The following is a 21,359-nucleotide window of genomic DNA, read 5'->3' as shown; positions in this document are numbered from 1 at the left end:
GGCAGGGCTATTTAAACGCAGCAGTCTTAAACCCAACTTAAAACCACGCTGCGTCATCCGCACGTCACCAAAGCCACATCGCGCTGTCATCTGCACCATGCAGCATGACGCGGTACACCACGGCAGAACGGACCCGACATGCAGCCCGACACCGCCTCCACCAGCAGCCGCCACTACCGCGCCATCTGGATTTCCGATGTACATCTGGGCACCTCCGGTTGCCGCGCCGATCATTTACTCGACTTCCTCAAGCACAACGAATCCGACCACCTCTATCTGGTGGGCGATATCGTAGACGGCTGGCAACTGAAAAAATCCTGGTACTGGAAGCAAAGCCACAACGACGTGGTGCAAAAGGTGCTGCGCAAAGCACGCAAGGGTTGTCAGGTGGTGTATGTACCGGGCAACCACGACGAAGCCGCCCGCCACTACGTGGGGCTGGACTTCGGCGGCATCGCCATCCGCCGCGAGGCCGAACACACCACCGCAGACGGGAAGCGCCTGCTGATCATCCACGGCGACGAATTCGATGGTGTCATCCAGCACATCAAGTGGCTGGCCTATGTCGGTGACTCGCTCTACACCGTCATCCTGGAACTGAACCGTGGCTTTAACTGGCTGCGCAAGCAACTGGGCATGCCGTACTGGTCGCTATCGCAATACCTCAAGCACAAGGTAAAAAACGCGGTCAACTTCATCAGCGACTTCGAAAAAATCCTCGCCGGAGAAGCCCGCCGCCGCGACTACGACGGCGTGATTTGCGGCCACATCCACAAGGCCGAAGTGCGGGATATCGACGGCATCCTCTATGGCAATAGTGGTGATTGGGTAGAAAGCCTGTCAGCCCTGGTGGAACACGCCGACGGCCGGCTGGAAGTGGTGTACTGGACCGAACTGCAATCCGCAGCAGAACCGGTCCGCCGCAAAAACAAGCACACCGGCAGGGCGGGCCAGCCCGCCACCGGCCAACAGGAAGCATCACAACCAGCCTGGCTGCCACAACCGGCAGCCCCGGCCTTGCTTACACGGGCAGACACCACGGCCCAGCTGTCCGACCCCAACCAGGAGACACCATGCGCATCCTGATCGTCACTGACGCCTGGAAACCGCAAGTCAACGGCGTAGTCCGTACCCTCACCGAAACCAGCCGTGAGCTCACCCAGTTCGGCCATCAGGTGGACATGATCACGCCACTGGAATTCAAGACCCTGCCCTGCCCCACCTACCCCGACATCCGCCTGTCCATCCTGCCCTACCGCCAGGTAGCACGACGAATTGCCGAACTCGCACCGCACGCCATCCACATTGCCACCGAAGGCCCGCTGGGACTGGCGGCACGCCGCTACTGCCTGCGCCACAAACTGGCCTTTACCACCGCCTATCACACCCGTTTCCCGGAATACATCGCCGCCCGTACCCGCCTGCCGCTGTCCATCAGCTATGCCTGGATGCGCCATTTCCACAATGCCGGTGCCGCCACCATGGTGCCTACCCAGTCCATTGCCGACGACCTGCGCGCCCGCGGTTTTACCAAGGTGGTGTTATGGAGCCGTGGCGTGGATACCAGCCTGTTCACGCCCGGCACACGCGAGCGTCTGGATGAAAGCACGGCCCCGCGCTTTGTCTACATCGGCCGGGTCGCCGTGGAAAAGAACATCGAAGCCTTCCTCAAGCTCGACCTGCCCGGCAGCAAATGGGTAGTGGGCGATGGCCCGCTGATGGCCCGTCTGCAACGCGAATATCCTGAAGTTCACTTCGCCGGTGTCTTCCCGCAAAACGAGCTGGCCCGCTTCTACCGCGCGGCCGACGTCTTTGTCTTTCCCAGCCTGACCGACACCTTTGGCCTGGTGCTGCTGGAGGCCATGGCCTGCGGCACACCGGTCGCCGCCTACCCGGTGGCCGGGCCACTGGATGTAGTCGGTAACAGCGGGGCTGGCGTGCTTGCCGAAGACCTGCGCCAGGCCTGTCTGGATGCGATGAACATCGACCGCAGCCATGTACGCCGGATTGCCGAAGGATTCTCCTGGGCCGCCGCCGCACGCCAGTTCGAACAGCATCTGCATCCCAATTCACAAGAACGTATCGCCACTCTCAAGCCGCAGGCGGGCTGATGCCACAGAAACAAGCCGCGTTGCAAAACAGGTTGCGCCGCCCATGGCAGCTGGGACAAGACTTCAGCACATTGCCATGGCCGCAGCCAGCACCACGCTGCAAAAAAAACTTGAGTCCGCAGATCACAGGCCTATACTGAAATCATTCAGTAACAGGGAGGGTTTGGGATGAGTCATTGGCCGGATTCCGACAACCTTGTTCAACTTTGTGTTCAGAACCCATCACCTTCTCAGGTTTGATGGCGGCTGCTTCAGCGTAGCCGGGAGCACTACCAGCGTCCATCACGGATGCATCAACGACAGGTCGTCGGTAAGCCAGACACGAAACAACAGACTTTGCTTAAGCTTGATGAGTTAGCCGGGGCTTGAATGCCCTTATCCGCCACCCTAACAGGCAGCGATCATGATGTTACCGCCCACGCAACCAAGGGCATTGTTCATGTAATATCAGTGCTTTACGACTTATCTGGTGCTGTGCAAACAGCCTGTTCTTTGGTAATGACCTGTTCGCGGGTTTCAGAACATCGTTGGCAAACATGTTCACCGCGGCTCGGGTTGCAGTCTTGTATGTGATGTTTGCGTTATCCCGCAAATCCTTCTGAAACATGCAGTGACACACCTCGGAGGGCGGCCAGTCAAGCCGCCCTCTTTCATATTCTAGTCCTGCTGCAGCCTGATCCGTTCAATCACCACCCGCGCCAGATGCTGGGTACTGACACCCGGCGACATCACATCCGGCGTGGCAATACCATCCAGCAATGTCGTCCGCACTGCCTGCTCGATACGCAGCGCCAGTTCCGGGCGCTGCCACCACACCCGCAGCAGCATGGCTGCACTGAGAATGGCAGCCAGCGGATTGGCAATGCCCTGGCCGGCGATATCCGGGGCCGACCCGTGCACTGGCTCGGCAATGGCCGCCGCCACTCCCAGGTTCAATGAAGGTGCCAGGCCCAGGCCACCGCCGAAAGCCGCCACCAGATCCGACAAAATATCTCCATACAGATTGGGGGCCAGCAGCATGTCAAAGCTTTCCGGTGCCTGCGCCAGACGCATGGCTGCGGTATCCACCAGCATTTCATCCACAGCGATCTCGGGGTAGTCCTGCGCCACTTCCCTGGCACAGTCGCGGAACAAGCCATCGGTACGGGGCAGGATATTGGCCTTGTGAATGATGGTGATGCGCTGGCGGCCAGCATTGCGCGCCAGTTCGAATGCGCTACGCGCCACCCGCAGGGATGCCTTGCGGGTAATGCGCTTGATGGCCACGGCCACTTCACCGTCAGACTGCTCGTCACCTACATACAGGTCTTCGGTATTTTCGCGGACGATGATCAGATCAATACCACTACGGCTGCTGGCCAGCGGCAAACTGAGCGTGGGGCGGATATTGGCATGGCAGCCCAGTTCGCGGCGCAATTGCACAATGGGCGAGCGATAGCCCTCTACCAGTTGCATGGGCGAGCTGACGGCACCAAAAAACACCGCCCCGCATTCGCGGGCAGCCGCCAGGGTGCGCTCAGGCAGCGCCTTGCCATTGCGGCAGAACTCTTCCCAGCCCGCATCCGCAAATACCAGCTGCAAACCAGGCAGCACCGCCTGTAACACGCCCACAGCCACCGGCACCACTTCATGACCAATCCCGTCTCCGGGAATCACACACAGCTTCATCGCTCGCTCCGCTTTCTGTCTGCAGAACAACAGATTGTACTCGTGACAACACCTGCCACCTAAAAAATAATGACAAAAGAATGTCGCCTCAGTTTGGCTTGGTACACTGTCGGACAACCGCGACCAGGCAAACACACTTATGCATTAGCGCAGACCACAATACAATTTGCTGATCTAAATCAATCACCCATTAAGAACAATCAGGAATAAACACAGCGGAAAGAAATCGTTAGGGCTACCCCATTCTTTAAGGTAACATCCTGTTCCAGTTGACTTTCCCGCCAGGCCCCCAGCCCTGCAAACCATTGGTAGCGGCCAGGCTTGGTATCGCAGCGATTTGATCATTATGCACAATGACATAGTGAGAACGGCTTGCAATGTTTAGTCAAGCGGACCCGAAAAGGGTAAAATCGCGGCAACCACTCATTCCTTGATTTCTTTTGGATAGCGAGCAGCAATTTATATGTCCTCCCCCAATCTGACCGCTGAAAAGGTCTTGTCGGTTCACCACTGGAACGACACCCTGTTCACCTTCACCTGCACCCGCGATGCCGGTCTGCGCTTCATTAATGGCCAATTCGTCATGATCGGCCTGGAAGTGAACGGCAAGCCGCTGATGCGCGCCTACTCCATTGTCAGCTCCAATTACGAAGAGCATCTGGAGTTCTACAGCATCAAGGTTCAAGACGGCCCGCTGACTTCGCGCCTGCAGCACTTGCAGGTCGGCGATACCGTGATGATCAGCAAAAAGCCCACCGGCACCCTGGTACAAGACAACCTGCTGCCGGGCAAAAACCTGTACCTGTTGTCCACCGGTACTGGTCTGGCACCGTTCATGTCCATCATCAAGGACCCGGAAGTTTACGAACGCTACGACAAGGTCATTCTGACCCACGGCGTACGCTGGGTCAGCGAGCTGGGCTATCACGACTACATCACCAATGAACTGCCGGAAAACGAGTTCTTTGGCGATATCGTGAAAGAAAAGCTGATCTACTATCCGACCGTGACCCGCGAGCCCTTCCGCAACCAGGGCCGCCTGACCGATCTGATCACCAATGGCAAGATGTGTGCCGATATCGGCCTGCCGCAGCTGAACCCGGAAAACGACCGCGTGCTGATCTGCGGTAGCCCGTCCATGCTGCACGACCTGTGCGAAATCCTGAATGGCCTCGGCTTCAAGGAATCTCCGCGCATGGGCGAGCCGGGCGACTACGCCATCGAACGCGCCTTCGTGGAAAAGTGATCTGACTTTTCACTGGCAACAGACAAAACGCCATCCAGCAGGATGGCGTTTTTCTTTGCCTGCACACCACGGCAGCTGGCGCTGGTGGAAATGACAGACGCAAAAAGGGAGGCCGCAGCCTCCCTTTACTTATTGCGAGCCAGACGCTGACGTCTGATTAGTTTGCTGCGGAAGCCGGAGCGGCTTTCTTGGCAGCGTGCTTTTTAGCGTGGTGTTTTTTGGCAGCGTGCTTCTTGGCCGGAGCGGAAGCATCAGCAGCCTGGGCTTTCTGAGCGGAAGCTTCTACTTTCTTGGCAGCGTGCTTTTTAGCGTGATGCTTTTTGGCAGCGTGCTTTTTGGCCGGAGCGGAAGCATCAGCAGCTTGGGCTTTTTGAGCGGAAGCGTCTACTTTCTTGGCAGCGTGCTTTTTAGCGTGGTGCTTTTTGGTAGCTTTCTTGGCCGGAGCGGAAGCGTCAGCAGCTTGGGCTTTCTGAGCGGAAGCATCTACTTTCTTGGCAGCGTGCTTTTTAGCATGGTGCTTTTTGGTAGCCTTCTTGGCCGGAGCGGAAGCGTCAGCAGCTTGGGCTTTCTGAGCGGAAGCGTCTACTTTCTTGGCAGCGTGCTTTTTAGCATGGTGCTTTTTGGTAGCCTTCTTGGCCGGAGCGGAAGCGTCAGCAGCTTGGGCTTTTTGAGCGGAAGCGTCTACTTTCTTGGCAGCGTGCTTTTTAGCATGGTGCTTTTTGGTAGCCTTCTTGGCCGGGGCGGAAGCGTCAGCAGCTTGTGCTTTCTGAGCAGAAGCTTCTACTTTCTTTTCGCCCTTTTTGGCGTGATGAATCTTGGCAGCTTTGGCTTTCGGTGCGGAAGCAGCAGCCGGAGCGGAAGCGTTGGTGGCGGCGAAACCAGCAGCGGAGCTCAGACCGAAGGCGGCAGACAAAACGAGCAGGGTCAGTTTTTTCATGTTGCGTTCTCCAATATCAAGTGGGGAGTGTTCTTTCCGAGACACCGCAGCGGTGTTTCCATGAGTCGTATCCTAGCCCTGCCCGTCTAGCCCGTCTGTGAGTGCTATGTAAGCCCGTGTAACGCTAAGTACAAACCTAGCGGCGCGTTACGGTGACTACTTGGTAAACGCCACCAAACAAGGTTTCCTTGTGCCAGTCAAAAGCCTCAGCTTCGCTGGCATAGCTGGAAATTTCGTTTTCCCACAGTGCTTCGGCAAAAGGCTCCAGCACCCGGTTGACCCACTTGAGTAACCAACCAATAGGCTGCCAGGCAGCTGGTTTGTGATAATCGACAAACACCGCTTTGCCACCTGCAGGCACCTGCGACAGCATGTTGTCGACAATGTCATGTTTTAAATCATCCGGCACTTCATGCAGCAGAAAGAAGCTGCAGATCAGATCGGCCGGCTGCTCCAGCCGGTAGCTGGCCGCATCGGCTCGCACTACTCGCGCCTGCGGGTAGGCCGCCAGCTTGCGCGCGCCATGCTCAACCTGAACCGGAGTGATATCAGTCAGCACAAACTGGCCGTGCTTTCTGACCTTGGCAGCTGCCTTTTCCACCAGATCGCCATACACATGGGCAACTTGCCATACCCGCATGCCGGGCCGGATTTGCTGCAGATAACGGCGCATCAGACGCTGGTCATTCAGAAACAGCAGCGTACTGACCACCAGATTGCGGTCCAGCAGCGCGGCGCGGCGCGGGTTGACATAGGCCCAGTCGTAAACTTCAGTCATGTAGTCCGGCACCCCTTCGTAATAGGGGTTGCACGGTAGCGGTGGGTGGTTGCGGCTCATGGTGGCACCTTGGCATTAGCTATTCATCAACAAAGTTTAGCAAATGCTAATATGCAAACTATTGAGCTAGGCCAAGCTTTCCCCTGATCCGGCAACATGCTGTTTACCAATGCAAAACGGCCCATTCGGGCCGTTGGTACGCGCAGGAGACAGGTTAGTCTGCCAGGGTGAGCACCACCGGCGTGTGATCGGACGGTCGCTCCCACTTGCGCGGGGCCTTGTCGATGACACATGCGCTGGCGCGCGCCTGCAGCGCCGGCGTAATCAGGATGTGGTCGATACGCACACCCTTGTTGCGACGGAACATCATCGCGCGGTAATCCCACCAGCTGTACTGCTTGTCCTCCTGATTGAACAGGCGAAAGCTGTCGGCCAGCCCAAGGCTGATCAGGCCGCGAAAGGCCTCGCGCTCGGGCGTGCTGCACAGCACCTGCTCGTGCCAGCTTTCCGGATCGTACACATCACGGTCTTCCGGCGCGATATTGTAGTCACCCAACAGGGCCAGCTGTGGATGGCGGCTGAGTTCGTCGGCCACATAGGCATGCAGTTTGCCCAGCCATTCCAGCTTGTAGGGGTATTTGGGTGAATCGACCGCCTCGCCATTGACGAAGTAGCCACAGATCACGCGCACGCCGTTGACCGTGGCGGCAATCACCCGCCGCTGCGGGTCGTCGTAGCCGGGAATGCCCAGCACCACATCCTCCAGCGGCAAGGGCTGACGTACCAGAATGGCCACGCCGTTATAGGTTTTCTGGCCAAACCAGGCGGCGCGGTAACCGGCAGCCTCGATATCGGCCAGCGGAAACACATCCTGATCCATCTTCAATTCCTGCAGACAAAGCACATCCACCGGACTATCCGCCAGCCACTGCAGTACTTGTGGCAGACGGACCTTGAGTGAATTGACATTCCAGGTGGCTAATTGCATATCTTCAGTTCTCGTTTACAGATGAAAGCAGCTGCTAGCAGGCAGCCACTATACATTACATATAAGGTATCAGCCCGGCTGGCGGCAGGAAGCAAACATGTCCAGCTGCTTGTTGTAGACGCTGGTATGCACACCCAGCAAGCCCAGCAGCGAGTGGAACAGATTGTCATGCGAATAAGGCTCAGCCTTGCGGCCTTCCAGGCAGCGCTGGTTCAAGCCGACTTCCTGCTGGAAACTGTCGGAGAACCACATCATCGCCCCGATGTGCTTTTGCGCTTCCGGGGCAAACAGGTAGGGCGTGCCATGCAGGTACATGCCGTTTTCGCCCAGCGATTCGCCATGGTCAGCCATATACAGCATGCCGGTGTTATAGCGCTGCTGGTTGGCACGCAGGAAGTCGATGATGCCGGACAGTACGGTATCGGTATACAGGATGGTGTTGTCGAAACCGTTGACGATCTGTTCGCGCGGGCAGCGTGACAGCTCGCTGGTCTGGCATACCGGCTTGAACTGCTCCAGCGCCGGCGGATAACGCTTGTAATAGGCCGGGCCGTGACTGCCCATCTGGTGCAGTACCAACACCACGTCGCGGTCAGACTGGTCGATCAGTTGCTGGGCATTCTTGATCAGGATTTCATCCCAGCACTCGCCCGTGGTACACAGCTTGTCATCCTTGCTGTTGCTGACGTCTTCCAGCGTCACGCGGTTACACACATCCTTGCAGCCCGACTGGTTATCGCGCCAGATCACGTTGTAACCGGCACGCTTGAGTATATCCAGCACGTTTTGCTGCCGTGCTGCCTTGTCGCCACTGTAATTGTCGCGGCCGATATTGGAGAACATGCAGGGCACCGAGACCGCAGTTTCCGTGCCGCAGGAGTGCACATCGGGCAGATTGATCAAACCGCTCTGGGCTGACAACTTGGGATTGGTATTGCGCGGGTAGCCATTGAGCGAAAAATGATCGGCACGGGCGGTTTCGCCCACCACCAGCACGAATACCGTCTTGCGCTTGTGCTGCTGCCAGCTGGGGTCGCGTTTGGCATCTTCGCCCAGCGGGCTGATCACCACCGGGCCACTATTGTAATGGTCCTGCACATAGCCATTGGTGGCCTGGATATAGTTGAAAGGTGTCAGGTAATGACGCAGCTGGCGGTTGTTGCGAAACAGTGAGGCGAAATCCTGATAAGCAGCAAAGGCGATACCCAACAGCACTGCGGCAGAAATCAGGATGGTCAGTAGACGTGCACCACTCTCACGCAGTGGCGAACGCCATTGTATCTGGCGCCGGCACACCCACCAGGCAGGCAGTATGCCCAGTACGATGACAAAAAACGCCATCTTGCCGGTCAGCAGGTCGCGCACTTCCTTGTTATCGGTCTGGACTGCGTTTTGCACCATGTGTACATCAATCATGACCCCGTACTGGTTCATGAAGTAGGTAATGAAAGAGGTGGTCAGCAGTAATAAGGCCATCACCGGCTTGCCGATATACGGCCAGTTGAACAGCGACAGCACCAGATTGTAAAACGCCGTCACCAGCAGGAAGGATTCCAGCAGCAGCTTGATGCCGTGGCCATCCAGCGGCCCGACAATACGCAACATTTCCTGCCAGAACGGCAGGTTGTAGAACAATACCAGCGCGAGCGACACCAGCAGGGTGAGTCGCTCGGGCCGAATGGAGCGGTTAAAAACCATCTTGCCCTCGTCAACAAGGGGCCATCGCACATCAGCATGGTGCAGCTGGCCCGGCAATGGAACAGACCGGCCATGGCGGCGACGGTCTGCCTTGATTATTTGGTTGCCATGGCCGACAGAATGACGTAGCCAGTCATGGCAGAAAATCGACGCCATCTTACCCGATTAGTTGGGTAGCAATAGGGCATTTCTGTAGTGATTGTTTTAACAGATCTGCGCACCCAGGCCGCAGCAAGGAAGCGTGGTATCACACAGCAGGACAAGCAGCATGGCAGATGCTGGCTTGAACAAATAAACAACAGCAAATTTGATCAAATTTGCCGGATCACGGTATTGCTGGCTAGAATGGACTCATGTTCATCACCGGTAGAACCAAATTGTCCAGACAAACCAAACCCCTGCAGTCCCAGCAACATCCCCTCTGCCCCACCAAAAACCCCAACCGTTCCACGCTGCGTCCCTTTAGCGACGCCTTTACCCTGCGCACGCCCGGCTTTGCCCAGCATCAGCGTCCGCATCGTCCCGACAAGGCAGACAACGAACCTTCCAGCTGATTTTAGTGAAATGGCGATTCAGCCCTGCGCCCGGTCATGTACCAAGATGGCAATAGGCAGTTTCTCCGAGGCGTCATCTCACTGAAAGCACGATCCAACACCGCCTAACGGCGGTGTTTTCATGTCTGCGATGGATCTGCAGGCAAAAAAATACCCCCAAGGGGGATTGGGGGTAGGGAAAAGACACAATATCGATGTCCGTTGAGGGGCAGAGATAAGCGTCTGGCTCGCTTGCTGCTCTTGGAGATAACCCGTTGAGCAAAGATTAGAGCCAGGGCTAATCAGGGGAGTTCCCTCCCCCGTGTAAATATTTGTCGTGGTTCAAGCTGCCTGTTCCACCATGCCGGAATGGCGCAGCAAGGCGTCAATCTGCGGGTCGCGGCCACGGAAGGCACGGAAGGATTCCAGTGCAGAGCGGCTGCCGCCAACGGCTAGCACCTCATCCCAGAAACGCTTGCCGGTGACCGCATTGGCACCGCCCGCCTCTTCGAAAGCGGCATAGGCATCTGCCGACAGCACTTCCGCCCACTTGTAGCTGTAGTAGCCCGCCGAATAACCGCCGGCAAAGATATGGCTGAAGCTATTGGGGAAACGGTTGTAAGCCGGCGGGAAGTTGACTGCCACTTCCTCGCGCACCGTCTCCAGCAAGGCCATCCAGTCGCCGCTGCTGGCGTCGAAGTCGGTATACAGCAGCATGTCGAACAAGGAGAACTCCAGCTGACGCACGGTCATCATGCCGCTCTGGAAGTTCTTGGCCGCCAGCATCTTGTCGAACAGTGCGCGCGGCAGGGTTTCGCCGGTGTCGGCATGGGCAGTCATGCCTTGCAGCACATCCCATTCCCAGCAGAAGTTTTCCATGAACTGGCTGGGCAGCTCCACGGCATCCCATTCCACGCCATTGATGCCGGATACACCCAGTTCCTCGACCTGGGTCAGCATATGGTGCAGACCATGGCCGAATTCGTGGAACAGGGTGATGACTTCGTCGTGGGTGAACAGCGCCGGCTTGTCGCCGACCGGGCGGGTGAAGTTGCAAGTAAGGTAGGCCACCGGGGTTTGCAGTGTATCGCCCTTCTTGCGGCGGCCACGGGCATCGTCCATCCACGCACCGGGGCGCTTGCCCTCGCGCGAGTACAGGTCGAAATAGAAGCTGCCCACCAGTTGGCCATCCTTGAGGATGTCGTAGAAACGGACATCGGGATGCCATACCGGCGCGCTGCTGTCGCGCACTTCCACGCCGTACAGGGTGTTGACCACGCCGAACAGGCCAGGCAGCACCTTGCTTTCCGGGAAGTATTGCTTCACTTCCTGTTCGGAGAAGGCATAGCGCGCCACGCGCAGCTTCTCTGCGGCATAGGCGATGTCCCAGGCTTGCAGGTCGGAGAGACCCAGCTCCTTGCTGGCAAAGGCTTCCAGCTCGGCACGGTCTTTTGCCGCAAACGGCTTGGCACGGGCGGCCAGATCGCGCAGGAAGGCAATTACCTGTGCCGGGCTTTCCGCCATCTTGGTGTAGAGCGACAGCTCAGCATAATTGGCAAAGCCCAGCAGTTGGGCTTCTTCGCGCGTCAGCTGCAGCTTTTCGCGGATGATTTCGGTGTTGTCGTGCTCGGGCAGGCCAAACTCCGAGGCACGCTTGACGTAAGCGTCGTACAGCTTCTGGCGCAGCGCGCGGTTGTGCGCGTACTGCATCACCGGAAAGTAGAAGGGGAACTGCAAAGTGATCTTGTAGCCGGTTTTCTCATCAGCCTGGGCGGCAGCGGCAAACAGGGCCAGCGCATCTTCCGGCACACCATCCAGCTCGGCGGCATCGTCCAGGTACAGGCTGAAAGCGTCGGTAGCGTCCATCACATTCTGTTCGAAACGGGCAGACAGCTCGGCCAGCTTGCTCTGGATGGCGGCATAACGCTGGCGCTGTGCTTCCGGCAATTCGGCACCGGACAGGCGGAAGTCGCGCAGATCGTTCTGGATGATTTTCTGGCGGGCGGCATTGTAGCCGGCATAGGCCGGGCTGGCCTCGATGGCCTTGAACTGGCCTAGCAGGTCCAGGTTCTGTCCCAGTTCGGTCCAGAAAGCGGAAATCGGCGCAATATTCGCGTTATAGGCATCGCGCAGTTCCGGGGTATTCACCACCGCATTCAGATGCCCTACCACACCCCAGGCACGCGACAGGCGCTCGGTGGCATCGGTGAGTGGATCAACAAAATCCTCCCAGCTCGGGCTGTCCGCATGGGCGGACAGCTGGGCCACGGTATGGCGCGCCTCGGTCAACAATTGTTCGATGGCCGGGCTGATGTGTTCGGGGCGAATCTCGGCAAAGCGTGGCAGTCCGGTAAAGTCGAGGAGCGGGTTCTGGCTCATTGTTCACTTCCTGTGGGCAATTGGCAGTGGCTGGCACAGCACTGCGCCGGTATCGAAATCAGGCTGCACACCAGCGAACCGGCAGCAACCATTGCTATATGATAGGGAATCCTGAACCTGTTAGATGAGGACGTTCTGATGAATCGCAATATCCGCCCCTATGATGGCAGCGCACCGCAGATTGCCGACTCCTGCTATATCGACCCGGCCGCCGTGGTGATTGGCGACGTGACGCTGGCAGAGGATGCCTCGGTGTGGCCGTTTGCCGTCATCCGTGGCGACGTCAACGCCATTCATATTGGCGAGGGCAGCAATATCCAGGACTTTGCCATGCTGCATGTCACCCACAAGCGCGACAGCGACCCGGTGGGCGCGCCGCTGCATATCGGCAAGCATGTCACCATCGGCCATCACGTCACCCTGCACGGCTGCACCATTGGCAACGAGGTGCTGGTGGGCATAGGCAGCATCATTCTCGACCGCGCCATCATCGAAGACCGCGTACTGATTGGCGCCGGCAGCCTGGTGCCGCCGGGCAAGCGGCTGGAATCCGGCTACCTCTACCTGGGCAACCCGGTAAAGCAGGCGCGCAAGTTGAGCGAGCAGGAGCTGGACTATTTCAAGTATTCCGCCGAGCACTATATCCGCGTGGCCAACAAGCATAAGCCGAATCTGGAATAAATTTTTACCGGAGAACCACCATGCCGCCACGCTTGCGTAATGCCAAAGAGAATGATGCCGCGGCCATTGCCGCGCTGATGCTGCCGGAGAGCAGCAGCCAGGGCGGTACGCTGCATGGTGATTTCCCGCTGGAAAAGATCAGCCACTGGCTGGCACAAGCTGCCGCAGACAATATGCCGGTACTGGTGGCGGAAGACGATGCTGGCCTGCTGGGTGTGCTGTTTACCAGTAGTAGCCAGCGACAGGAACAGCCACTGGCGGCCACCATGGCCCGGCTGCATCAAGGCAGGGCCCCCTTCTATTTTTATGGCCCGGTATGTCTTGCACCACGCGCTCGCGGCCAGGGCTTGCTGGCCAGCATGGGGCAACAGCTGCATCAGCAACTGCCGGGCTACAAGGCCCTGCTGTTCATCAATGCCGAAAATCAGGCTTCGCTACGTGCCCATGCCAAACTGGGCATGCAGGTTGAGGGGCATTTTGAGACGGATGGCCAGCATTGCCTGCTGCTATGCGAGCCCTGACCCGGGCTTGCATTATTTTAAATCTACTATTTAAATAAATTATTAAAAAACCCGGCCATTCCTATTCAATTAAATCATTTGGCATTAAGTCAGGCCACGGGAATGTCATATCCCCGGTCTACACTGCGCAGCATTATCCGTCCTGAAGCAGCATGTCATGTCCCTGATCAAGCGCTTATGGCTGACCATTCTGTTTACCGTGGCCAGCCTGCTTATCGTGCTGGCCGTCACCAGCCAGCAGTTGTTCTCGCTTACCCAGCACGTGGACGACTATAGCCAGCATCAGCAGCTGTCGGCCAATCTCTACCAGTTCAAGGCCGGTGTACTGAGCCTGGCACGCGCCGACCCCTTGCAGCCGGACACCGCCCAGCACCTGCAGCAGATCAAGCAGCAAGTCGCACGACTGAGCGTGAATATCGCCGCCAACCTGCCCGACGCGCAGGCCAAGACCTTCAAGGAGCAGACCGGCCAGCTGTGGCAGGAATACACCCGCAATCTGGAAAGTGCGCTCACCATTGCCCAGAGCGCGCCGCAGGATGCGCTGTCGATTCCGGAGCAAGCCTATCAGCAAAGCCTGGTGCCGCTGGTGGCGCTGCTCGACAAACAACTGGCACTGGCCAGCAGTAGCCAGAGCAGCGAAGAAGCCGCCATGCACGGCATGCTGGGCCGGCTGGCCGTGCTCATTCTGGGGCCGCTGGCGCTGGCCAGCCTGGCCGTGGTGCTGATCCAGCTGGCACTGGCGCGCCGCCTGAAAGGGCAGATGGCCGCCATGGGCCATGCCGTCGATGCGCTGAGCGAGGGCAATCTGGCCTCGCGCCTGCCGGAAAACGGCAAGGACGAGCTGGCGCAGATGTCGGCCCGCATCAACCGCTTTCTCGAGCGCCTGAGCGAGCTACTGACCAATGTGCACCAGCACGCCAGCCGCAACCAGCGCGACAGCCAGCACCTGCAATTACTCACCAGCCAGGCGGCGGATGCCAGCCGTCTGCAAACCGGCAAGGCCAATCTGAGCAATGAGGCAGCCGCGCAAATTGCCAGCCAGGCCGACAGCGTGGCGCAATTCATTGAGCAGGCAGAGGCCGGCTCGCGCCAGGCCTTGCAACGCACCGAACAGGCACGTCAGCTGGGCAATGCCAATGCCAGCGCCATGCAGCATCTGGCCGCCCGTATCGGCATTGCCATGCAGGAAATGCAGCAGTTGAACCAGTCGATTGGCGACATCGCCCAGATCAGCACGCTGATCCGCGATGTGGCCGACCAGACCAATCTGCTGGCACTGAATGCCGCCATCGAGGCCGCCCGCGCCGGCGAGCAAGGACGTGGCTTTGCCGTGGTGGCCGACGAAGTGCGCAAGCTGTCCGAGCGCACCGCCAGCGCCACCTCGCGTATTTTCGACAGCCTGGCCAAGGTGGAAACCGTCAAGCAGTCCTTGGGCGATGCCATCGATACCGCCGGCAAGGCCAGCCACGACAACCAGCATGCCCAGCAATCGCTGGATGCCGCCCTCTCCAGCGTGGATGAAACCCTAGCAAGGCTGGACGAGCTGATGGGCAATATCAGCCATTCGCGCCAGCAGCAGAGCGAGGCTGGCAACAGCATCCGCCAGCCCGGTCATGCGCCAGCTGGCGGAATCGGCCAGCGTGCTGAACCAGGCGCTCAGCTGGTTCCGCCTGCACACAGCCTAGTCCGCCATCCGGGTGTGACCTGACATAAAACCGTCACACCCGCGTCATGATCTTGCCGTAGCGTGTTGGCTTTCCATTGTGGACAGCCTGCCATGTCGCTCGTCAAACGCCTCTGGCTTACCATTGCCTTCACCCTGCTCAGCCTGGTGCTGGCACTGTCGCTGACCGGTGTGCAACTGTATTCGCTGACCCATCAATTCGAACAATACCGCCAGCGTCAGGCGCTGTCGGCCCACCTGAATCAACTGAAAGCCGCCATGCTCAGCCTGGCGCGCGCCGACCCCATGCTGGACAGCACCGCCCGCCAGCTGGCCGATACCAGCCGGCAGGTACAGCAACTGCGCGGTGACATCCTGCCCGCCCTGCCCAGCGAACGGCGCGACAGCTTCGACCAGACACTGACCCAGCGCTGGGAAGCCTTTACCCGCCAGATTGCCAGCGCGCTGAAAATTGCCGAAACCTCGCCGGAAGATGCGCTGAACATTCCGGATGCCGCCTACAAGATGCACATGCTGCCGCTAATCGAAGCCATCGATCAGCAACTGCAAGCCGAGCACGATGGCCTGAGCATGGTCGAAGCCGACATGCAGACCACGGTGGGCCGGCTGTTGTTTGCCATTCTCGGCCCGCTGGTGCTGGTGGGCATCGTCGTGGTGCTGCTGCAGCTGGCAACCGCCCGCGCCCTGAAAAACCGCATTCTGATGATGTGCCTGGCTGCCGACAAGATTGCCGCCGGCAATACCGCTGCCCGCTTGCCCGACACCAGCCAGGATGAGCTTGGCCAGGCCGCCCGCCATGTCAACCTGGCACTGGACAAGCTGCTGGAGGTGATGCAGGACGTGCATGTCTCGGCCATCCACAGCGAAGGCCAGAGCCAGCAAGTGCTGGAGCTGACCACCCGCGTGGTGGAGCAGACCCGCCAGCAAATCCAGTATGGCGAGCAAAGCCAGCAAGTGGCCCAGCTGCTGGCCGGGCTGAGTGCCGACATCCTGCAGCAAAGCCGCCAGCCGGGTGGCCTGTCCAGCGAGCGCCTGCAGGCCAAGCTGGAAAGCACGGTGGCCGAGCTACAAAAGCTGGGCCGCGCCGTCGAGGATATCAGCCAGCTGGGACTGCGCATTCGCGACATGGCCGAACAGAGCAGCCTGCTGGCTCACGAGGCCGCGGTGGAGGCCACCAAGGTCAGGCGCATGACCGACAAGGAGCTGATTTTCTTCCGCCGCTCCGACGAACACTACCAGCGCCTGGCAGAACGCCACCGCGACAAGCTGTCGCAACTGGGCACTCGCCCGGAAGTACTTAACAGCACACAGGGTGAGACCACCATCCGCGCCAGCCACAGCGGACCGCATACCGCCCAGGCCCACGACGCCGGCTGAGGCGGTGATTTGCCCATGAAAAACGGCAGCCATTACTGGCTGCCGTTTTACCTTTACTGTGTAGCAACGGGCTGATTACAGCGCGGCCAAGGCTGCCTCGTAATCCGGCTCGTTGCCGATTTCGGCTACCAGCTCGCTGTGCAGCACGGTGTTGTCGGCATCCAGCACCACCACGGCGCGGGCGGTCAGGCCGGCCAGCGGGCCAGCAGCCAGCTTCACGCCCCAGGCTTGCAGGAAGTCGGCATTGCGGAAGGTGGACAGGTTCACCACGTTCTCGATGCCTTCGGCGCCGCAGAAGCGCTTCTGGGCAAACGGCAGGTCGGCGGATACGCACAGCACCACGGTGTCGGCCTTGCCGGCAGCCTTTTCATTGAACTTGCGTACCGAGGTGGCGCAGGTCGGGGTATCGACGCTGGGGAAGATGTTGACGATTTTCTTCTTGCCGGCGAAATCAGCCAGGGTCACGTCGGCCAGATCACCATTGGTCAGCGTCAGGGCCGGAGCCTTGTCGCCCTTGACCGGCAGGGTGCCAGCCACTTCAACCGGGTTACCGCGCAGGGTTACAGATGCCATCTTCATGTCCTTCAAGCAAGAGCGGCCAATGCTGTGACTGGCCGCCGGGGTGGGGATGCACTCAGTGTGGGGCCTGGCGGCAGAAAATCAACCCTGATACCAGTCCGTCTATTCTTCCAGCTTGAGTCCCAGCTCGTTCAGCACTTCACGCGCACTGCGAAACGCTTCCACGGCAGCAGGTGCGCCGCCATACACCGCGCTGTGCAGCAGCACTTCGCGGATTTCCACCAGGCTGGCGCCATTGTTGATGGCACCACGCACATGGCCTTTCAGCTCGGTGCTGCGACCCAGCGCCGCCAGCATGGCGCAGGTGATCAGGCTGCGGGTTTTCAGGTCCAGCCCCTCGCGCTGCCACGTGCTGCCCCAGGCATGTTCGTTCAGCCAGTCCTGCAAGGGGGCGGAAAAGCCATCCAGATTGCTCATCGCCCGTTCGACAAAAGCCTCGCCCATCACCTGGGTGCGGCGGGCCTTGCCGGCGGCGCGGTCTTGTTCGCTCATGTCTGCTCCTTATGAAGATGAAGGGATTCTGCCGGGGATGGGTCGCGGCTCAGGACAACAGGCTGCCCAGCACTTGCACCAGCCGCGCGCATTCGGCATCGGTGCCGATGCTGATGCGCAGATACTGATTGATACGTGGCGCAGTGAAGTGACGCACGATCACCGCCTGCTGGCGCAAGCCGTTGGCCAGCATGGCGGCATCGTGCTGCGGGTGGCGGGCAAACACGAAATTGGCCGCCGAGGGCAATACTTCAAAGCCCAGCGCCTGCAGCTGCGTGGTCAGCTGTGCGCGCGTGCGCATCACCGCCTGACAGGTGTGGCGGAAGTAGTCGTCATCCTCAAACGAGGCCACCGCACCAGCCAGCGCCAGCCGGTCCAGCGGGTAGGCGTTGAAGCTGTTTTTCACCCGCTCCAGCCCCTCGATCAGCTCGGTTTGGCCAATGGCGTAACCCACGCGTAGCCCGGCCAGCGAGCGGGATTTGGACAGGGTGTGCACCACCAGCAGGTTGGGATAGTCATTCACCAGCGCGATGGCAGTTTCACCACCAAAATCGACATAGGCTTCGTCGATCACAACAACTTGGTCCGGGTGATCGTCCAGCAACTGGCGGATGGCCGACAGTGGCAGCAGGCGGCCAGTAGGCGCGTTCGGATTGGCCAGAATCACCCCGCCGCAGGGCTGGCGGTAGTCTTCCACCTGGATGCTCAGGCTGTCATCCAGCGGCACCTGCTGCGCCTGAATGCCAAACAGGCCGCAATACACCGGATAAAAACCATAGCTGATGTCCGGCATCAGCAAGGGCTGCTCGTGCTTGAGCAGGGCCTGGAACACCATGCCCAGCACCTCGTCCGAGCTGTTGCCCACGAACACCTGCTGCTTGCTCACGCCATGGTAGCGGGCAATGGCGTCCTTCAGCTTGTCGCCGCTCGGGTCCGGATACAGGCGCAGGCTGTCGTCGGTGGCCGCACGGATGGCCGCCAGCACCTTGGGCGAGGGCCCGTAGGGATTTTCATTGGTATTGAGCTTGATCAGCGTATCCAGCTTGGGCTGTTCGCCCGGCACATAGGGCGTGAGCTGATGCACCACCGGACTCCAGAAACGACTCATGATTCAACCTTTCCCGGCTACGCCAAGCGCAGCCTGCATACATTAACGTCCTGCGCTGCGTGCGGACAGCAACACGCCGCCCAGAATGGCAGCAATTCCCAACAGGTGGTAGCCATGGATGGCTTCACCCAATAGCAGCATGGACAACACGGCACCAAAGGCTGGCATCAGGTGAATGAAACTGCCCGCCCGTGCCGCGCCCACTCGCGCCACGCCTTGATTGTAAAAATGATAAGCCAGCACCGAAGGCAGCGTACCGACATAGGCAAAGCTGGCCAGCGTGGACAGATTCGGCACGGCCCGCCGTCCGTGGGCATATTCCAGCAGGAACAAGGGCAGGATGGCCAGCAAGCCGATGGCCACCAGCAGGGTCAGCAGGCCCAGTCGGTCCAGCCCCGCCGGCAGGCCGCGCAGCAGCAGGGTGTACAGTGCCCAGGCCAGCATAGCGGCAAACACCAGTGCATCACCCTGATTGATATCCAGAGCCAACAGTCGCGCCGGCTCGCCATGCGCCACCAGCAGCAACACCCCGCTAAAGGACAGCAGCACTGCCAGCAGCTGGCCACGATTCAGCGGCATGCGGAAGCACAAGGCCCCCAGCAGCACGATCAGGATGGGGATAAAGGAATTGAGCAGCACCCCGTTGGTGGCGCTGGTGGACTGCAAACCCAGATACACCAGCGAATTGAAGGCGGCGATGCCCAGCAAGGCCAGCAGGATGATGCGCCTCCAGTGTGGCTGCCACAGTTTGCGCTGCGCCAGCAGGGGCTTGAGTCCCAGCGGCAGCAGGATGCACAAGGCAATCAGCCAGCGGCCAAAAGCCAGGGTCAAGGGTGGGATGCTGGCATGGACGGCACGGCCCAGTACGAAATTGCCAGCCCAGAACAGGGCGGCCAAGGTGAGCAGGCAATAGGCAACAGTGTTGGAAGAACGCGGAGAAGTCATGGCTTGAACCATGCCATGCCGGGTGGAAAGCTGGCAACTATTTTGCGGTGCAACATGCATGCACTCATGTCTGCGAGCAGACCGGCCAGAGTGAAGATTGCCACACACCACCTCGTCTGCCCGCTACGCGGAACCGTTTTCATGGCGGGACTGCCCGCCGAGCAGGCAGGCCGGGCAAGGTGCCGCCGAACTCGCCATTCGCTAAGGTCGAATGGCTCAAACAGGGTGGCGGCTTAAAACCTTGCCCGGTCCCGGCTACAACGGCGCGCGCCACGGGAATTGGGTCGCATCACAACGTGGAGTGAATGGGGGTGACGCCTTGTATCCAGAACAAGAATGTCAATCTTCCAGGCAAAAAAAACCGGAGCCGTAGCCCCGGTCAACGACATCCCCCACGAGATGTATTCCCCATCAACAAACTGCAAGGAGCTGCTGCGGCCGCCGTCAAGGCGCGCCGGACAGCATCCAGTCAGAAGCGGTCAGCATAAGCGGGCAGCTGATGGTCTGTCGATGTTTTTGTGAAATATTTCCAACACAATTGATCAAAAATTATTATATACAATCATACAAACAACAACTTACCGAATAACACATATCTTTTACGTAATTGTTTGATCAAATAATACAATCACTTGCAGAGCAGGCTGGAGGATGGCGGCAGGCCCCAGCCGGGAAAGGCCGCCGCCGACGAGCACGCTGCAAGACCGCTGCCAGCGTGCAAAATGTTAAACAAATGCCACAGTCAGCTGGCCAGCGCCGTCAGCCGTGCCAGCGCATCGGCAGCGTGAAACCGCCCTTTGCCATCACGCGCCACGCGGGCCAGCGCGTGTTGCGGATCATGCGTGAAGAATAACCGTCCTTGTCGGGCCAGCAAGTCATCCAGCAAACCACGCTTTTCATCGATCAGCTGTTCCGGAAACCGGTCGTAACCCATGGTGATGGGCACATGCATCCAGGACGCGCCGGGGATAAGGTCGGCGGCATACAGCACCGGGCCTTCGCCCAGCGGAATTTCGGTCAACAGCATGCCAGGGGTATGGCCATCGCTCAGGTGAAAGCGGTAATCCACCGGCAGGCAGTCTGGCGTTTCGCCATCGGTCAGCACCAGCCGGCCACTGTTTTCCAGCAGGGTAATCAGTTCGGGAATGAAGGAGGCGCGGTCGCGGGCATGCGGCTCCTTGGCACGCTGCCAGGCAGTGCGGCTGACCACGAACTGCGCCTTGGGAAACAGCAGCCGCGCCGGGCCACCATCCCAGGCGGCCAGCAGGCCGCCGACATGATCAAAATGCAGGTGAGACAGGATGACCACATCGATATCTTCGTGGCTGCTACCGGCGGCCGCCAGATTGTCCAGCAGCACATGGCCGTCTTCCACCACACCGTAGCGGGTTTTCAGCTCCGGGGCAAAAAAGGCGCCGATACCGGCCTCCAGCAGAATGCGCCGGCCATCTTCCTCGCGCACCAGCAGGCAGCGACAGGCCAGCGGCACCCGGTGTTGCTCGTCCGGGGCCAGCCACTGGCTCCACATGGCGCGCGGCGCATTGCCGAACATGGCGCCGCCGTCCAGTTTCTGGGAATTGCCAAGCAGGGAAGTCAGGGTACGCATGGTTGCTCCGCTCAAGATGCAGTGCCGA

19 protein-coding genes are annotated in these 21,359 nt (G+C 59.3%); 9 read left to right on the top strand and 10 right to left on the bottom strand.

Annotated elements, in window-relative coordinates:
* The first annotated feature begins 138 nt into the window (after positions 1-138).
* Positions 139-1,086, top strand: a complete 948-nt coding sequence (locus H2Z84_RS06790) for a UDP-2,3-diacylglucosamine diphosphatase (RefSeq protein ID WP_181835302.1) — start codon at positions 139-141, stop codon at positions 1,084-1,086.
* Positions 1,074-2,111 carry a glycosyltransferase family 4 protein gene (locus H2Z84_RS06785; protein ID WP_181835301.1) on the top strand — a complete coding sequence of 346 codons (1,038 nt, stop codon included), beginning with the start codon at positions 1,074-1,076 and terminating at the stop codon, positions 2,109-2,111. Before H2Z84_RS06790 ends, H2Z84_RS06785 begins: the two co-directional genes overlap by 13 nt.
* A gap of 657 nt (positions 2,112-2,768) precedes the next feature.
* Here the strand turns inward: H2Z84_RS06785 and H2Z84_RS06780 are convergent.
* Positions 2,769-3,779, bottom strand: a complete 1,011-nt coding sequence (locus H2Z84_RS06780; protein WP_181835300.1) for an isocitrate/isopropylmalate dehydrogenase family protein — start codon at positions 3,777-3,779, stop codon at positions 2,769-2,771.
* A 463-nt stretch (positions 3,780-4,242) separates the two neighbouring features.
* Between H2Z84_RS06780 and H2Z84_RS06775 the strand changes: the two genes are divergently transcribed.
* Both H2Z84_RS06775 and H2Z84_RS06770 read left to right on the top strand, forming a co-directional pair.
* A complete protein-coding gene (locus tag H2Z84_RS06775) occupies positions 4,243-5,025 on the top strand; it encodes a ferredoxin--NADP reductase (protein ID WP_103526362.1) in 783 nt (260 codons plus the stop codon).
* A gap of 196 nt (positions 5,026-5,221) precedes the next feature.
* The gene (locus H2Z84_RS06770) at positions 5,222-6,052 is read left to right on the top strand and encodes a hypothetical protein (protein ID WP_181835299.1); all 831 of its coding nucleotides are present in this window, start codon (positions 5,222-5,224) and stop codon (positions 6,050-6,052) included.
* 46 nt (positions 6,053-6,098) lie between these two features.
* Here the strand turns inward: H2Z84_RS06770 and rquA are convergent, their stop codons facing one another.
* From rquA to H2Z84_RS06755, 3 genes are all read right to left on the bottom strand, one after another.
* Positions 6,099-6,800 (bottom strand): rhodoquinone biosynthesis methyltransferase RquA, encoded by a 702-nt coding sequence (gene rquA / locus H2Z84_RS06765; RefSeq protein ID WP_181835298.1) that lies wholly within the window; start codon positions 6,798-6,800, stop codon positions 6,099-6,101.
* A gap of 154 nt (positions 6,801-6,954) precedes the next feature.
* A complete protein-coding gene (xth, locus tag H2Z84_RS06760) occupies positions 6,955-7,728 on the bottom strand; it encodes an exodeoxyribonuclease III (protein ID WP_181835297.1) in 774 nt (257 codons plus the stop codon).
* A 69-nt stretch (positions 7,729-7,797) separates the two neighbouring features.
* On the bottom strand, positions 7,798-9,426 hold the full coding sequence (locus tag H2Z84_RS06755; RefSeq protein WP_181835296.1) for a phosphoethanolamine transferase: 1,629 nt from the start codon (positions 9,424-9,426) through the stop codon (positions 7,798-7,800).
* A gap of 377 nt (positions 9,427-9,803) precedes the next feature.
* On the opposite strand from H2Z84_RS06755, the gene H2Z84_RS06745 reads away from it, so the two are divergent.
* Positions 9,804-9,980 (top strand): hypothetical protein, encoded by a 177-nt coding sequence (locus H2Z84_RS06745; RefSeq protein ID WP_181835295.1) that lies wholly within the window; start codon positions 9,804-9,806, stop codon positions 9,978-9,980.
* 321 nt (positions 9,981-10,301) lie between these two features.
* Here the strand turns inward: H2Z84_RS06745 and H2Z84_RS06740 are convergent, their stop codons facing one another.
* Positions 10,302-12,338: a M3 family metallopeptidase gene (locus tag H2Z84_RS06740; RefSeq protein WP_181835294.1), complete on the bottom strand. Its 2,037-nt coding sequence runs from the start codon at positions 12,336-12,338 to the stop codon at positions 10,302-10,304.
* A gap of 138 nt (positions 12,339-12,476) precedes the next feature.
* Here H2Z84_RS06740 and H2Z84_RS06735 point away from each other — a divergent pair, with 138 nt between their 5' ends.
* The 4 genes from H2Z84_RS06735 to H2Z84_RS06720 all read left to right on the top strand — a co-directional run bounded on the left by H2Z84_RS06735 (position 12,477) and on the right by H2Z84_RS06720 (position 16,601).
* Positions 12,477-13,019, top strand: a complete 543-nt coding sequence (locus tag H2Z84_RS06735) for a gamma carbonic anhydrase family protein (RefSeq protein WP_181835293.1) — start codon at positions 12,477-12,479, stop codon at positions 13,017-13,019.
* 20 nt (positions 13,020-13,039) lie between these two features.
* Positions 13,040-13,540 (top strand): GNAT family N-acetyltransferase, encoded by a 501-nt coding sequence (locus H2Z84_RS06730; RefSeq protein ID WP_181835292.1) that lies wholly within the window; start codon positions 13,040-13,042, stop codon positions 13,538-13,540.
* A 157-nt stretch (positions 13,541-13,697) separates the two neighbouring features.
* On the top strand, positions 13,698-15,248 hold the full coding sequence (locus H2Z84_RS06725; protein ID WP_181835291.1) for a methyl-accepting chemotaxis protein: 1,551 nt from the start codon (positions 13,698-13,700) through the stop codon (positions 15,246-15,248).
* A gap of 69 nt (positions 15,249-15,317) precedes the next feature.
* A complete protein-coding gene (locus H2Z84_RS06720; RefSeq protein ID WP_181835290.1) occupies positions 15,318-16,601 on the top strand; it encodes a HAMP domain-containing protein in 1,284 nt (427 codons plus the stop codon).
* A gap of 75 nt (positions 16,602-16,676) precedes the next feature.
* Here H2Z84_RS06720 and tpx read toward each other — a convergent pair whose 3' ends face one another.
* The 5 genes from tpx to H2Z84_RS06695 all read right to left on the bottom strand — a co-directional run bounded on the left by tpx (position 16,677) and on the right by H2Z84_RS06695 (position 21,331).
* On the bottom strand, positions 16,677-17,174 hold the full coding sequence (tpx, locus tag H2Z84_RS06715) for a thiol peroxidase (RefSeq protein WP_181835289.1): 498 nt from the start codon (positions 17,172-17,174) through the stop codon (positions 16,677-16,679).
* Positions 17,175-17,282: 108 nt separating this feature from the next.
* On the bottom strand, positions 17,283-17,672 hold the full coding sequence (locus H2Z84_RS06710; RefSeq protein WP_045847912.1) for a carboxymuconolactone decarboxylase family protein: 390 nt from the start codon (positions 17,670-17,672) through the stop codon (positions 17,283-17,285).
* Between the two features lie 49 nt (positions 17,673-17,721).
* Positions 17,722-18,780 (bottom strand): histidinol-phosphate transaminase, encoded by a 1,059-nt coding sequence (gene hisC, locus H2Z84_RS06705; RefSeq protein WP_181835288.1) that lies wholly within the window; start codon positions 18,778-18,780, stop codon positions 17,722-17,724.
* 42 nt (positions 18,781-18,822) lie between these two features.
* A complete protein-coding gene (locus H2Z84_RS06700) occupies positions 18,823-19,725 on the bottom strand; it encodes a DMT family transporter (protein WP_181835287.1) in 903 nt (300 codons plus the stop codon).
* A 742-nt stretch (positions 19,726-20,467) separates the two neighbouring features.
* The gene (locus H2Z84_RS06695; protein WP_181835286.1) at positions 20,468-21,331 is read right to left on the bottom strand and encodes an MBL fold metallo-hydrolase; all 864 of its coding nucleotides are present in this window, start codon (positions 21,329-21,331) and stop codon (positions 20,468-20,470) included.
* Positions 21,332-21,359: the final 28 nt, after the last annotated feature.

It is taken from the genome of Aquitalea aquatica, from assembly GCF_013911085.1.
In the GTDB taxonomy this organism is placed as follows: Bacteria; Pseudomonadota; Gammaproteobacteria; order Burkholderiales; family Chromobacteriaceae; genus Aquitalea; species Aquitalea aquatica.
The sequence above is the reverse complement of the archived record's forward strand: the minus strand, read 5'-3'. Positions and strand labels throughout refer to the sequence as shown.

Coding starts and splice junctions, on each gene's coding strand:
- H2Z84_RS06790 (WP_181835302.1), top strand. CDS start 139: ATGCAGCCCGACACCGCCTCCACCAGCAGCCGCCACTACCGCGCCATC.
- H2Z84_RS06785 (WP_181835301.1), top strand. CDS start 1,074: ATGCGCATCCTGATCGTCACTGACGCCTGGAAACCGCAAGTCAACGGC.
- H2Z84_RS06780 (WP_181835300.1), bottom strand. CDS start 3,779: ATGAAGCTGTGTGTGATTCCCGGAGACGGGATTGGTCATGAAGTGGTG.
- H2Z84_RS06775 (WP_103526362.1), top strand. CDS start 4,243: ATGTCCTCCCCCAATCTGACCGCTGAAAAGGTCTTGTCGGTTCACCAC.
- rquA (WP_181835298.1), bottom strand. CDS start 6,800: ATGAGCCGCAACCACCCACCGCTACCGTGCAACCCCTATTACGAAGGG.
- xth (WP_181835297.1), bottom strand. CDS start 7,728: ATGCAATTAGCCACCTGGAATGTCAATTCACTCAAGGTCCGTCTGCCA.
- H2Z84_RS06755 (WP_181835296.1), bottom strand. CDS start 9,426: ATGGTTTTTAACCGCTCCATTCGGCCCGAGCGACTCACCCTGCTGGTG.
- H2Z84_RS06740 (WP_181835294.1), bottom strand. CDS start 12,338: ATGAGCCAGAACCCGCTCCTCGACTTTACCGGACTGCCACGCTTTGCC.
- H2Z84_RS06735 (WP_181835293.1), top strand. CDS start 12,477: ATGAATCGCAATATCCGCCCCTATGATGGCAGCGCACCGCAGATTGCC.
- H2Z84_RS06730 (WP_181835292.1), top strand. CDS start 13,040: ATGCCGCCACGCTTGCGTAATGCCAAAGAGAATGATGCCGCGGCCATT.
- H2Z84_RS06725 (WP_181835291.1), top strand. CDS start 13,698: ATGTCCCTGATCAAGCGCTTATGGCTGACCATTCTGTTTACCGTGGCC.
- H2Z84_RS06720 (WP_181835290.1), top strand. CDS start 15,318: ATGTCGCTCGTCAAACGCCTCTGGCTTACCATTGCCTTCACCCTGCTC.
- tpx (WP_181835289.1), bottom strand. CDS start 17,174: ATGGCATCTGTAACCCTGCGCGGTAACCCGGTTGAAGTGGCTGGCACC.
- H2Z84_RS06710 (WP_045847912.1), bottom strand. CDS start 17,672: ATGAGCGAACAAGACCGCGCCGCCGGCAAGGCCCGCCGCACCCAGGTG.
- hisC (WP_181835288.1), bottom strand. CDS start 18,780: ATGAGTCGTTTCTGGAGTCCGGTGGTGCATCAGCTCACGCCCTATGTG.
- H2Z84_RS06700 (WP_181835287.1), bottom strand. CDS start 19,725: ATGACTTCTCCGCGTTCTTCCAACACTGTTGCCTATTGCCTGCTCACC.
- H2Z84_RS06695 (WP_181835286.1), bottom strand. CDS start 21,331: ATGCGTACCCTGACTTCCCTGCTTGGCAATTCCCAGAAACTGGACGGC.